A 12,982-nucleotide genomic window follows, 5' to 3' on the forward strand; every position below is an offset into this window, starting at 1 on the left:
CTCGACGATCTACCACGTCGGCATCTACGTGGGAGGCGGGCAGATGATCAACGCGGCCCGGCCCGGCACCAAGGTCCGCCTCGACCCGGTGGATGCCATGTCCGGCTTCGCGGGAGGGGCCAGAATCCTGTGAAGCCGACACCTGCCGAACCCCGTTCACGGCCCGGTGCCCCGTGGCTGCTGCTGGCCGCCACCCTGGCCCTGGCCGCATGCGGCTACCTGCTCCTGGCCACCGACCCGCCGCCACCCGTCGCGACCGGCGGGCGAGCCCCGGCCCACCCGGGGCCGCAGGACACTGCGGCAGCCCAGCCTCCCGGCGACCCGGCGGCGCGTGCTCGCAGCCCGCGTCCCGACTCCTCCCCCACACCTTCGCCGTCGAAGCCGTCGGCTTCGATGCTGCCGGTCCGAGGGGAGGGCCGGGCCGCGGACCGCCAGATCCAGCACCTGTTGGAGGAGGCCTGGCCCGCCGACCTGCCCCCGGCCCTAGAGCAGCAACTGCGCCGGGAAGGTGCGGCGTTGCTGCGCGCCGATGCCACCGGGGCCGGCCGCGACCGCTTCCCCGCCGTCTTCGGCAACCGGCCGGATACCGCGGTGGCGCCCGCGTTCAGCCGGCTGCGCATCCAGGCCGCCATCGCCCGCAAAGACACCCGGCCCGGCCGGGCGGTAGTGCACCTGGTGTGGGCCGCCGCCGACCGCGGCGGCACCTACACCGACAACCGCATCACCGACCTCTACTTCCGCCGAACGAAAGGAGACGGCCCGTGGACCCCGCTGCCCCCACCCTGACCAACCTGGCCCTCCCGCCCGGCCCCACGGCCGTTGCGGGCACGGCGGACGTGCTGCGGTGGCTGGCCGCCCACTGGTTTCTGTTCGCCCTCGTCCTGGCGGTGGCCTCCGCGGCCGGCGCGTACCTGGTGCGCCGCCTGGCCGCCGCAGCCTCCCAAGAGCGCATGGCCCTGGAGTTCACCCCGGCCCGGCACTTCGACCCCGGCCACGAAGAGATCTTCCGGCGTGGTGTGGAACTGACCCGGGCATGCACGGCGCTGCCCTGGTGGGCACCGCGCCGCGCGAAGAGCGTACGGATCCGTATGCGCTCCGACAGCCACTCCCCCTTCGCCTACCGGCTCGAAGGCCCGGCCGGCGCCGAGCGGCTGCTGACCACCACCCCCTTCGGGCCGGGCGTACGCGTGACCAAGGCGAAGCCGCTGAAGGACAAGCCGCGCGCCCACGAGGTACGCGCGGAATTCATCCTGCGCGGCAACCCCGTCGCCTCCCTGCGGGAGGTACCGCTCCAGCCCGACCCGCTGCAGCCGCTGGTGGATGCCGTCGGCGATCTGCGTGCCGATCTCGGGGACGTCGCCGAGATCTGTGTCGACCTGCAGCGCGCCCCCAAATGGGCGCTGCGGCAGCGGCGCTGGCATCTGATGCACCAGGCGCGCCGTAGCGAGCAGCGCGAAGCGGGGCGTACCGCGCGGTGGATGAGCCGCGACAGCACGCGGGGCGACGACTCCTTCACCGGGCAGCTGCGGCAACTGGTCACACCCGGCCGCGACACCGGGCCCGGCGGCGGGGGCGGGCGTCTGGTGATGTCGGCGCCGCCGGTACGCGTCGACCGCATCGAGGCACTGGGCAAGCTCGCCGAGGACAGCCACCTGGTGCGCGTGCAGATCCTGGTGCGCTGCGCCTCCGACATCGAGGGCCGCGCCGAAGCCCGCCTCGCCCGCGTGCAGGCCGGCCTCGATGTATTCGGCGGCTCCGCCCGGTGGGCGATGAAGGGTCTGCGGATCGGGCCGTGGCGCCTGGGAGCCGACCGCTGGCCGCACCGCCGGCGCTTTGATCTGCGCTGGCGCACCGGGCAGTGCCTGCCACCGGCCGCCAACTGGCTGCGCCTGGAGGAACTTTTGGGGCTGCTCAAGCCGCCCACCGTGTGGTGCCGGATGCCGCTGCTGCCGGTCGACCTGCCCACGTTCGTCCACGGTGATCCGGGCCTGCTGCTGCAGGGCTGGTATCGCACGCCGGACGGGCGGCGGCGCCTGGTCGCCACCCGGGCCGAGCAAACGCTCTTCGAGATCAGTGTGGGCAAGGCCGGCGGCGGCAAGACCGAGCGGGCAGCCGCGCAGGCGGTCGGCTACGCGCACGCCGGCGGCGGCCTGCTGTTCATCGACCCCCACCACGACTCCTGGCAGCGTGTCGCCCCCTTCCTCGCCCACCAGCCGATCATGGACCGGATCATGCGGATCGACCTGCGGGGCAAGGGGCGGGGACCCAACCCCGCGGTCAGCTCCTGGAATCCCATCGGCATGCACCACCAAGGCCGCCAGGGCTATGAGGTCGTCGAGGACGTCGTCGACTCCTTCGCCACCGCCTTCGGCTGGGACGACGCCAACGCACCCAGGGCCATCGCGATTTTCACCGAGGCGCTGACGGTACTGACCGCGTACAACGATCTGGCCTGCCGGGCCGACCGCGCCGCAGACCAGGCCACCCTCTTCCACGTAAGAGCCCTGCTCACCGACACCGACTTCCGCAACCAGATGCTCAAGGCCCTCGGAAACGTCCTGGGCGAGGAGACACGGGCCTGGTGGACCAGCACCTTCCCCACCTTTCCGCCCGACGCCTTCAACGTCCTGATCAACCCGCTGTCCCGGCTGGCCACCAATCCGATCTCCCATGCTTTCCTGGGCCAGCCCCAAGGCGCCTACAACATCCGCCACGCCATGGACCGGCAGATGATCGTGTGGGTGTCCACAGCGGGCAACGGACCCACCGACCGCCTGGTCGTCTCTCTGATCAACCGCGATCTGCTGCGCGCCGGACGCTCCCGCGCCGACACCCCCGCCCCAGACCGGGTGCCCTTCCGCGGCTACTTCGACGAACTCATCACCCTGGCCAGCGCGGGAGGCGACTCCATCGCCTCCATGTTCGAAGACTTCCGCAAATACCAGATCCAGCTGCATGCGCTGACCCAACTGCTGTCCCGCCTGCCCACTGCGGTCCGGCAGTCCCTGGTGCAGAACGCCTCCACCCTCTCCACCTCCCGCGGGTCCAGGGCCTCTGTCACCGCGATCACCGAGGAATGGGGAGAGCGGCCCAGCCCCGCGCAGGTCGCCGGCCTCGACCAGTACGACCACTACAGCTCCTTCACCGTCAACGGACGCCCGGTGGGCCCCGTGCTGATCCACGGCCCCCACCTGGAGGAGGTCTTCGCCGAACAGCACCGCCCGCACCGGAGCCACACCGCCGCGCTGGAACAGGCCGCCGACCGCAACGCCCGAGCGCTCCCCCTCCACCAGCTCACCGCCACCGCCGCAGGCCAGCTGCAACGCGTACGCGGCTTCCTCAGCGATCGCACCCCGGCCGCCCCCGGCGCCGCCACCCTCACCGAAACAAGGGACTACCAATGACCCCGCCGACCGCCGCGGGACGCGCCACAGAGCAGCCCGACCGCCGCCGCATTCACCCCCAGCACGGCCAAGACCCTGCCCCGGCAACCGGCAGGCCGCCCTCACCCGGCACCGTATGACCACCACCACCCAACTCCCCACTCCGCTACGCCCTGCAGCCCCGTTCGTCGACACCGTCGTGGGCCACGGCGGCCCCTCTCCGCATCTGCAGGCAGCAGACGACGGTCAAGAACAGCGCCGCCTGCCCCAAGCCCCTCCCCGCAAGCGCAGGGAGCAGGGAGCAGGGAGCAGGGAGCAGGGAGCAGGGCCAGCGTGCCCGGCCCGCATGAAGGCGGCGGGGCCCACCCCCGCGTGCGCGGGGAGCAGCGCAGGTTGTCCTTCATCTCGGTGGAGAACCCGGGTCCATCCCCGCACGCGCGGGGAGCAGTCGGAAATGACGAGGTGACCTATCCCGGTGTCGGGTCCATCCCCGCACGCGCGGGGAGCAGCAGGAGCAGGACCGGACGCCGATGGGGATCGCGGGTCCATCCCCGCACGCGCGGGGAGCAGCCGACCCCCGCCCCCTTCAGCGGGGTGCGTCGGGGTCCATCCCCGCACGCGCGGGGAGCAGCAGGACGGACAGAACACGGCGGTCCTCGAGGCGGGTCCATCCCCGCACGCGCGGGGAGCAGGCCGCGTTCAACGCCCGGCACGAAGCAGCCCGGGGTCCATCCCCGCACGCGCGGGGAGCAGTTTGCCCTCGTCTACGCGGCCTCCGCCTGTCCGGGTCCATCCCCGCACGCGCGGGGAGCAGCCTTCATGGCCATCTGGGACATTGCCGAGGCTGGGTCCATCCCCGCACGCGCGGGGAGCAGCGCCCGCTGGTGGCCGATCGACAACCTGCCCCCGGTCCATCCCCGCACGCGCGGGGAGCAGGCCGCCCAGGACGGGATCGCGATCGTGCGCATGGGTCCATCCCCGCACGCGCGGGGAGCAGGGGCGGTGGCGTGGGCTGCATTGTCGGCGTCGGGGTCCATCCCCGCACGCGCGGGGAGCAGCCTGATCTTGCCGAGCGCCTGGAACGCGGTGAGGGTCCATCCCCGCACGCGCGGGGAGCAGTGTTCAGGAACGTGCCTCACAGATATCCGGGGGGGTCCATCCCCGCACGCGCGGGGAGCAGGTCGACACCGTCGCGAGCGTGCCCGGCGCCTGGGGTCCATCCCCGCACGCGCGGGGAGCAGTCTCGCTGACCTCGCCGTTTACCAGCAGAAGGAACCGTTCTGAGCAACTTTCAAAGAATCGGACAATTCCACCACCCGGCTGGACGAAACAGCAGACGTAGCCTACGCACACCAACCCCACCTGCATGTACTTCTCTCACGACACCCGCACGCCGAGCGGCAGAACCAGCCAGACACGACGGCGACCCCAAAGCACCGACGCACAACGGCTCTCCAGGGCCAGACAACCCGGCCACTCCCCCCACCCACCACAAGATCACCCGTACGACCGACAAGCATCCAGACCCGGGGCGGCCAGGCAACGGAGCACTCACCGTCGGCGCGGAAGGCGCGGAAACCTCCCCCCAGGCGTACCCCCGCAGGAAGGGGAACAGCCGGGCGATCTCCGAGCCTGGTCGAGGGCGCGAGCCCATCCCACGCATGCGGGGAGCAGTCGGGCCCACGCATCGACTGGATGCCGGGGCGCTGGGGCCATCCCGCGCGCGAGAAGCAGACTCATCAGCAGGCGGGCGGCGGTGCCGCCGTGGGTCCATCCCCGCGTGCGCTGGGAGCAGCCCAAGTCGACGGATTCGCCTCTCTACGAAGAGGGTCCATCCCCGCACGCGCGGGGAGCAGGCAGCGTGACGTTCGATGCTGATCTTCCCTTCGGGCCATCCCCGCGTGAGCGGGGAGCAGACGCCCTTGTTACGGGAGCCCCTGCATGTCCAGGGTCCATCCCCGCACGCGCGGGGAGCAGGGCTCGACCTCGGGGTCGTACGGGTGCGGCGTGGGTCCATCCCCGCACGCGCGGGGAGCAGATCAAGGCCATGGGTTCGTGGCTGAAGAACCAGGGTCCATCCCCGCACGCGCGGGGAGCAGGCTCGGTAGTCCGTCGCGGCCGGGCCCACCACGGTTCCATCCCCACGCGTCTATCAAGATCGCTACTCGCAAAGACCGATGCGCTCTCTCTTCTCAAGCGGCGAGAAGTCGTGCTGCCCTGTAGGTGTGGCCAGCATCCTCACGAGCATCGTCGCAGTGATCGGTACGCTACTGGGCGTAGCGCTGAGCTATGTCATTCAGCGGAGTATCAGTCAGCGCGGAGAGTCGTTCGCTCGGGAGCATTTGTTCCTGTAAGAACGCATTGCCGCCTACAGCACCTTCGCCGCCGCACTGGCCACCTATCAGCGTGGATCCCTCGATCGGTGGCATCGTCAGGACGAGTCTCCGGAGAGCCCCGAGGCCGTTGCGGCGCGACTCGAATATCACCGACTTCGTTACGTCGCACGTCAAGAACTGTTTCGGGTACGGCTCCTCGCACGTAATCCAGGCCTCGTACAGCTAGCCGAAGACGCGCTGGGCCAGGTGAAATACATCCACAGAGCAGCTGACGAGCGGGAACGTGAATCTCGAAGTGATGCCGTCCATCAGGCTATTACGGACTTCGTGCAAGCCGCAGAGGAGCAAATCGCCCCATAGGTCAGCACCTCAACACAACGGATCATGCACGCCCGGAGGTTGTCCCGCAACCGGCATGACTGTTGGGCGGGTGCGCACACGGCTCCGCCGCGTGGAACTCAAACCGGAACAACGTCCGCATCCCCAGCATCACCTGGCAGGTCGTACCAGGTCTGCGGGCGGAGCGGTGGTGCACTGTCGTCAGCGGTAACTACTCCGGCGGCTGCGGCGTCGAAGCCGCCGGGCCAACCCGTACTGGCGTCGGCGGCCACTACAGCTCATTCACCGTCGACGGACGCACCGTCGGCCCCGTGCTGATCCACGGCCCCCACCTCCAGGACGTCTTCGCCGGACAGCACCTCCAGCCCATTCCCGCACGCGCGGGGAGCAACGTCCCCAGCCTCGCAGGGTGGTTCTGAGCTCGGGGTCCATCCTCGCGTGCGCAGGGAACAGACGTCGGCGCAGACGTGGTCAGCCCTCGTGTGGGGTCCATCCCCGCGTGCGCGGGGAGCAGGCCCAGTCGGTGTGGGTGCCGTCCCAGGGCCTGGGTCCATCCCCGCACGCGCGGGGAGCAGCCCCAGTCGGTGTGGGTGCCGTCCCAGGGCCCGGGTCCATCCCCGCACGCGCGGGGAGCAGCTGGCGGAGCAGTCATCGACTCCGCGGGCCTCGGGTCCATCCCCGCACGTGCGGGGAGCAGTTCACGGTGACGACCTTGTCGGCGCCCGTCGTGGGTCCATCCCCGTGTGCGCGGGAGCAGCAGTTGCCGAGCTCCGCAACGAGGGCCTTTCGGGGTTCATCCCCGCGCGCGCGGGGAGCAGCTCATCGCGCGCAGCCTCGGTTTCGCGTACCCGGGTCCATCCCCGCGTGCGCGGGGAAGCAGTCTCACTAACCTGTGCGTTTACCGGCAGCGAAAGCCGTTCTGAGTAACTTTCAAAGAATCGGACAAATCAACCAACCGGTTGTGACGACGCTACGTCAGGGCGCCGCAATGTCACTGAACCGTCTTCGCAAAATCGTTGTCGTCCCGAGCACGAGCAGCGGATGATCAATGGCCGGGAAGGCGCCGACCGAAGAGCTCCATTCGTTTACCGCCCAACAGGGCGGTCGCAGAGGGACAACTACACGCCGGGCCGCCGAGCGGACCTCGTCCGAATGCAAGCGGAGCCGCTGTGCGCTGACCGCTCCCCCACCAGACTGCGGACGATGCCGCGGATCCTTCCGGGCGTTCGCGGGGCAGTTGTTGTCTCCGTCGACAAGCGCGGGGTGATCGCGCACGGCATGGACGAAGTCCGGCCGGGCGGCGAAGCCGGTGTGGGTGAGGAACCGGTTGGCGCATCCGCCGGGTCGGTGCGCGGTGTGGGCGGCCGGTAGCTCCTTGATGGGGTGCATTCGTTCGTCAGGTGGCGGAGATCGTCTTGAGAGCGAGGGCCCGCAGCGGTGCGATCTTGGTGCGGGCGTTTCCGCCGTAGATCGCGTTGGTGCAGATTACGAGGTAGCGGCCGGTGTCCGGGGCGAGGTAGAGGCTGGTGCCGGTGAATCCGTGGTGGTAGGCGACTCGTCCGCCGACTGCGAGGATCCAGGACAGGCCGCGGTCCAGGCCGGGCTCGATCGGGGCTTGGGGGACGAGGCTGGCGTGCAGCCACTCGCCCAGTCCGTGCCTATCGCCGTCCGCGTGCGCGGCCAGGAGCCGCTGAGCGTATACGGCGAGGTCGGCGGGGGTGGAGAAGACGCCGGCGTGGCCGGCGATGCCGCCGAGCAGGCCCGCGTTGTCGTCGTGCGGTGCCCCCCAGATCCGTGGGGCGCCGGGGATGCGTTGCTCGGTCGGTGCGACCTTGGGCGTGCGGGCGACCGGTCCGTACACCGTGGCGTCCATCCCCAGCGTCTGCCACAGGGCCTCGGCGAGCTGGTCGAGGGGGCGGCCGTGGATGTGGGAGAGAGCAAGGCCGAGCAAGATGTAGCCGCGGTTGATGTACCGGTGCCGGCCGGGGCTGTCTTCGAGGGGCTCGCGGCACAGCAGTTCGTGCAGGAGAAGGCCGGAGCCGCGGTAGTGGTCGAGGCGCGTGGAGGCGCGGAGTCCGGAGGTGTGGGCGATCAGCCGGCGCACGGTCGCCTCCCCGCTGGGTGTCTCGCCGTTCATCGGCGGCAGGAAGTCGCGGATCGGGGCGTCGAGGTCGAGCAGCCCGGCCTCCAGAGCCTGGCCGAGCAGGGGCCAGGTGGCGATGACCTTGGTCAGCGAGGCGATGTCGTAGAGCGTGTCCCGGCCAGGTTCGGCGTCGCCGCACTCGGGGGCGACCTTGCCGGCGTTGAGGAACTGGGGGCTGGTGGCGGTGGTGCCGTAGGCGAGGACGCCGCCGGGGGCGGCGCCGTCGGCGACGACTTGGTCGAAGGTGTCCCAGAGGCGGGTGGTGTCATCGGCGGTGAACGGCACGGGCATCAGGGGCCTCCGGGGACGGTCGTGATCGCGGCTCCCAGCGTGGCAAGGTTGAGCAACAGGTGGCTGTAGCCGCGCCGGAGGTGGAACGTCCCCCGGATCGTAGAGGTGCCGTCGGCAGCGAGGGCGGCGATCAGTAGTGCGGTCACCGCACGGATGTCCGCAGCGTCCGCCTGCGCTCCGTGCAGCCGTACGGGCCCGCGGACACGGATTACCGGACCATCGGCCCTGATGTCGGCGCCGAACGCGCGCAGGCCCGGCACGTGAGTGTCGCGGCGGGGATAGACGCGCTCGCTGATGAGCGAGGTCCCCTCCCCTTGGGTGAGCATCGCGGCGAGCTGCGGTGCGGTGTCGGTGGGCAGACCAGGGTGCGGCCCGGTCACCGCCTCAACTGCCCCGAGGGGCCGGTGCAGTTCAGCTCGCACGCCACCGCTTGGGGTGGCGCTCAGCACGACGCCCGCCGCGGCGAGGACACGGGTGAGGCCGTCGGGGAAGCCGGCGGCGGTGATGTTGTCGAGGCGGACGCTGCCGCCGGTCGCGGTGGCAGCCATGACCATGGTGGCCGCCTCGATCCGGTCCCCGGCCACCTGGAAGGTGCCGCCGGTGATCCAGTCACTTCCCGACACGTGCAGTCCTTGCGCATCGAAGTGGACGAGGACACCACGTTCGGCGAGGAAGCGGGCGGTCTCGGTGACTTCCGGCTCGATGGACGGGCGGGTGATCAAACTGGTGCCGCGGGCGCGGGCAGCCAGCAACATCGCGGACACCGTCGCTCCGAGGCTCGGCCCGTACGGCGTGTTCACGTCCACGGTGAACGTTCTCACCCCGCGTGCACCGCACACGGCACGAACGCCCGTGTCACCCGCGATGACCTCGGCGCCGGCGGCCCGCATGGCGGCAAGGTGACGGTCGATGAACCGGGGGCAGAACGCGTCGCCGCCGGGGTAGGGGAAGGTCACCTGACCGGTGCGGGCCAGCACTGCCGCGGCCAGCACCGCAGTCGTACGGACACAATGGCCGAGCCCGGGATGGATGACCGGGCAGATGACGCCCGCCGGGGACACCGTGAAAGCACCGTCGTCACAGGTGACGGGGTATCCAGCCTGGCGCAGGATCTGCGCGCACACAACGGTGTCGATGATGTCCGGCACCCCGCTCAAGACGACCGGGACATCGGCGAGGGCGGCAGCGGCGTAGAGGTGCAGGGCGATGTTCTTGCTGCCCTGGACCGGAACGCGGCCGGACAGCGGGCGGCCGCCGGTGACCTGTACGAAGGCGGTGTCCATGACGTCGCGGCCGGCTGCGGTGACCACGGCCGTCACCGGATCCGGGATCCGGCGGGCAGGAAGCCCCCGACGTGATCACGGGGGTAGACCACTGTGCCCGGCCCGATCAGGGTGCCCGGCGCAAGCACGGTGCCGGCGGGCAACGCGACCTCGTCACCGATGATCGCACCGAACTTCGTCTGGCCGGTGGTGATGCGCTGCCCGTCGAGATTGACCGCGATCTCCTCCGACGCCGGCTCCGTGAGCGGGCCGCGGTCGCACCGCAGTGCGGTGGTGGAGCAGAACGAACCGATGTTGACCCTGCAGCCGATCACCGAGTCACCCACGAAGCAGGGGTGCTTCATGTAGACGTGTCCGGCGAGCAGGCTGCGGGTGACCTCCGCGCCGAACCCGACCCGGCACCCGGGGCCGATCACACTGTGGTCGCGGACCAGCGCGCCGGCCGCCACGACAGCACCGGTACAGATCAGGACCGGCCCCATCACACGGGCACCCGCCTCAATCCGCGCCCCGGACTGGATGATCACTTCGCCCCGGACCAGAGCGCCGTCCTCGACAAGACCGTGGCCAAGGCGAACCCGCTCGGCCCCGTGGTCGAGGTCGGCGGCCATCGCGGCCTTGATGTCGAAGACGCTCGAACACCCGTTCAACAGGCCGGTTACATAGGGACCAAGGCCCTCGGGGCGGAAGTAGTAGCCGGGGACGAGGCGGGCATCGGTGGTCGGCTCCGTGGAGCCGACGGGATGCGCGGACTGCATCAGGACCTCCCGGAATCAGGTCGGCCCGTGGCTGCGGGCCGCTCGTTCTCCACAGTCACCGCCAGGGGCCTCCCCTCGTGAGGGGCACCGGCCTTTCCTGCAAAGCCGTTTGTGTGAGATGCAAACGGCCTGTTCGGCGCACTGTCCCGGGACTATGGTTGAAGCGGCGCAGCCTCGGCTATCGGCGGGAACGAGGTACCGGTGCGGTCAGCGAAGCATGGGCGGCCCGCGGGGCCGATATGAAGCCCGGGGAGCTGATACGGCAGACCCGACAGGCGAGGGGCCTCACGCTCGCCGAACTGGGGCAGCTCACCGGGTACTCCGGGGCCCAGGTCTCCCGGTACGAGCGGGGCATCTCCCTGCTGACCGACGTCAATGTCCTGCGGCGCTTCGCTGAGGCTCTCGAACTCCCCCACCAGGCCTTCGGCCTCACCGCGCCGGTGCCCCGGCCGGAAATCCGACACGGACATCCGATCGGAGCATCTACGGCCTTCCCCCGGATGCCCGCCCATAGGCTGGGAAGACCCGGGTGGGAGGACGGTGAGGATCTGTTGCGGCGAAGGAAGTTGCTCGGTGGCCTGGCAGCCACCGCCGCTGCGGCTGCCGGCTCACCGCTCCTTGGCAACGGCACCGCCACAGCGGATGAAGCCCTCCTCGGGGAGCTGATCGTGGCCCGTCTGCGCGACGCCATGCTCGGCCTCACCACCGAGCCCGTGCCGTCCGAGCCGCTCGAGCAGAACGTCATCCGCGCGGTAGCGGACTTCAACGCCTGCCGGTACGCCAGTCTCGCCGTACGCCTGCCCCGACTCATCCGCGCCGGCCACGCACTCACAGCCACCAACAGCCGGCCGGAGCACTGCGCGCTCCTCGCCAAGAGCTACCTGTTGGCCACCCGCATGCTCGTCAAAATGGACGAGCAGCAGCTGGGGTGGATGGCCGCCGACCGCGCCCGCCAGCTCGCCGAGACCGGCGGCGAGGCCCTCGCGGTCGCCGAGTCCGCCCGCCAGCTGGCCGTCCTCGCCCGAAAAGCCGGATGGCACCACCAAGCCCTCTCGATCGCCCTGGCCGCCGCCGACCACCCCGACCTGCGCAACGCCGGACGCACCGGGACAGCCGCACGCGGGCTTTTGATCCAGAGCGCGTCGTACACCCTGGCGCGCAAGGGTGACCGGGACGGAATGCGAGAACTGACCGACGAGGCCGCCGCTATCGCCAGGGAACTCGGCGGCGCCACCCTGCTACGCGACCACGGCGGCTTCAACCCGCTCACCGTGCAACTCCACCGGATCAGCGCCGAAAACCACGCAGGTGACCCCCTGGCCGCGCTCGCGGCCGCCCGCACGATCTCGCTGAAAGCACTGCCCAGCGTCGAACGACGCTCCCGCGCTCTCGGCGACATCGCCGTCACCTACGACCGTCTCGGCCGCCGCAGCGACTGCGTCCGCACCCTGCTGGCCGCCGAACAGTGCGCCCCCCAGGAGACCCACGCCCGTCCGGCAACAAAAGCACTGATCTCCAGCCTGCTGGTCTCCGGGCCCACCTCGATGGAGCTACGCGCTCTGGCCGAACGCAGCGGTGTCCTCGCCTGAAGCGACACACGCCGGATCTGTCACAGGACCGGCCCGGCCGGTACACCGCACCCAAGGGCCCTGTCACTCCGGGCAGGCAGCCAGGAAGAGTTCGGACCCCGGGCAGAACATGCGTGCCAACGCCCGTCGCCGGGAGCCCATCCCCCCGCACGCGCCGGGGGCAGGGTACGGATGACGTCGGCAGCCCAGGGCCCACCCCCACAGACGCGGGGAGCAGCCGGTGGTGCGCGCCGGCTTGGGGCCGTGGCCGGGTCCCTCCCCGCACGCGCGGGGAGCAGCTGGCTGAGCTTCTGGACCTCGTCGAGGGTCGGGGTTTATCCCCGCGTGCGCGGGGAGCAGTCACGTCCTCGCCGTGCAGATTCCCGTGCATGGGGTCCATCCTCGCGTGCGCGGGAGCAGAACCTGGCGTCCGCCAGCGCAGCCCGGTAGTCGGGTCCATCCCCGCACGCGCGGGGAGCAGCCCCCGTGGTTCCGGGGTGGTTCCGGGGGGTGGGGTCCATCCCCGCACGCGCGGGGAGCAGCGCGGCATGGACAGCGTTGCGGTCGTAGTGGAGGGTCCATCCCCGCACGCGCGGGGAGCAGTCGGCGACGCGCCCCTGTACCCGGGCCAGCTCGGGTCCATCCCCGCACGCGCGGGGAGCGGGGCCTCCCCCTGAGTGGTGGACACGCTGATACTGGATCTGATTGATCCGGAGGAAGCGAGGTCGTCGGCTGGTCCATCGCCGACCACATGCGCACCGGTTTGGTCGCCGACGCACTGCGGATGGCAGCTGCGACGCGCGGTGGCCTGGACGGTGCCGTGTTCCACTCCGACCACGGGGCCCAGTACGGATCGAGGGCCTTCGCCGGCCTCTGCAACC

8 protein-coding genes, 1 pseudogene and 1 CRISPR repeat array are annotated in these 12,982 nt (G+C 70.7%); of the genes and pseudogenes, 6 read left to right on the forward strand and 3 right to left on the reverse strand.

Translation table 11 applies throughout. The features are described 5' to 3' along the window. Positions 1-7 precede the first annotated feature (7 nt). The 4 genes from IE226_RS42710 to kilB all read left to right on the forward strand — a co-directional run bounded on the left by IE226_RS42710 (position 8) and on the right by kilB (position 6,079). Positions 8-133 (forward strand): hypothetical protein, encoded by a 126-nt coding sequence (locus IE226_RS42710; RefSeq protein WP_373307120.1) that lies wholly within the window; start codon positions 8-10, stop codon positions 131-133. Next, a complete protein-coding gene (locus tag IE226_RS44720) occupies positions 130-786 on the forward strand; it encodes a hypothetical protein (RefSeq protein WP_229871955.1) in 657 nt (218 codons plus the stop codon). The genes IE226_RS42710 and IE226_RS44720 overlap by 4 nt, the downstream gene beginning before the upstream one ends. After that, positions 762-3,404, forward strand: coding sequence for a type IV secretory system conjugative DNA transfer family protein (locus tag IE226_RS42720; RefSeq protein WP_229871956.1), 2,643 nt, complete (start codon positions 762-764; stop codon positions 3,402-3,404). Before IE226_RS44720 ends, IE226_RS42720 begins: the two co-directional genes overlap by 25 nt. Positions 3,405-3,741: 337 nt before the next feature. After that, positions 3,742-4,625: direct repeats of the CRISPR family, unit length 29 nt; unit sequence GGGTCCATCCCCGCACGCGCGGGGAGCAG. A 1,118-nt stretch (positions 4,626-5,743) separates the two neighbouring features. Next, entirely contained in the window at positions 5,744-6,079 is a 336-nt protein-coding gene (kilB, locus tag IE226_RS45550) for a plasmid transfer protein KilB (RefSeq protein WP_506417426.1), read from the forward strand. Positions 6,080-7,454: 1,375 nt separating this feature from the next. Here the strand turns inward: kilB and IE226_RS42725 are convergent. The 3 genes from IE226_RS42725 to IE226_RS42735 are packed head-to-tail and all read right to left on the reverse strand — an operon-like array spanning position 7,455 to position 10,533. After that, complete coding sequence (locus IE226_RS42725) at positions 7,455-8,492, reverse strand: serine hydrolase domain-containing protein (RefSeq protein WP_190086933.1); 1,038 nt, start codon at positions 8,490-8,492, stop codon at positions 7,455-7,457. Further along, positions 8,492-9,802, reverse strand: a complete 1,311-nt coding sequence (locus tag IE226_RS42730) for a UDP-N-acetylglucosamine 1-carboxyvinyltransferase (protein WP_190086934.1) — start codon at positions 9,800-9,802, stop codon at positions 8,492-8,494. Before IE226_RS42730 ends, IE226_RS42725 begins: the two co-directional genes overlap by 1 nt. Before the next feature lie 5 nt (positions 9,803-9,807). Continuing rightward, positions 9,808-10,533, reverse strand: a complete 726-nt coding sequence (locus IE226_RS42735) for an LbetaH domain-containing protein (protein WP_190086935.1) — start codon at positions 10,531-10,533, stop codon at positions 9,808-9,810. A 239-nt stretch (positions 10,534-10,772) separates the two neighbouring features. Here IE226_RS42735 and IE226_RS42740 point away from each other — a divergent pair, with 239 nt between their 5' ends. Continuing rightward, complete coding sequence (locus IE226_RS42740; protein WP_190086936.1) at positions 10,773-12,122, forward strand: helix-turn-helix domain-containing protein; 1,350 nt, start codon at positions 10,773-10,775, stop codon at positions 12,120-12,122. A 703-nt stretch (positions 12,123-12,825) separates the two neighbouring features. After that, a pseudogene (locus IE226_RS42745) lies at positions 12,826-12,982 on the forward strand (DDE-type integrase/transposase/recombinase); the annotation flags it as partial.

It is taken from the genome of Streptomyces longisporoflavus (genome assembly GCF_014649775.1).
In the GTDB taxonomy this organism is placed as follows: domain Bacteria; phylum Actinomycetota; class Actinomycetes; order Streptomycetales; family Streptomycetaceae; genus Streptomyces; species Streptomyces longisporoflavus.

Excerpts from the sequence above, each read along its gene's own strand:
- IE226_RS42740 (WP_190086936.1), top strand. The coding sequence starts at position 10,773 with ATGAAGCCCGGGGAGCTGATACGGCAGACCCGACAGGCGAGGGGCCTC.
- IE226_RS42735 (WP_190086935.1), bottom strand. The coding sequence starts at position 10,533 with ATGCAGTCCGCGCATCCCGTCGGCTCCACGGAGCCGACCACCGATGCC.
- IE226_RS42725 (WP_190086933.1), bottom strand. The coding sequence starts at position 8,492 with ATGCCCGTGCCGTTCACCGCCGATGACACCACCCGCCTCTGGGACACC.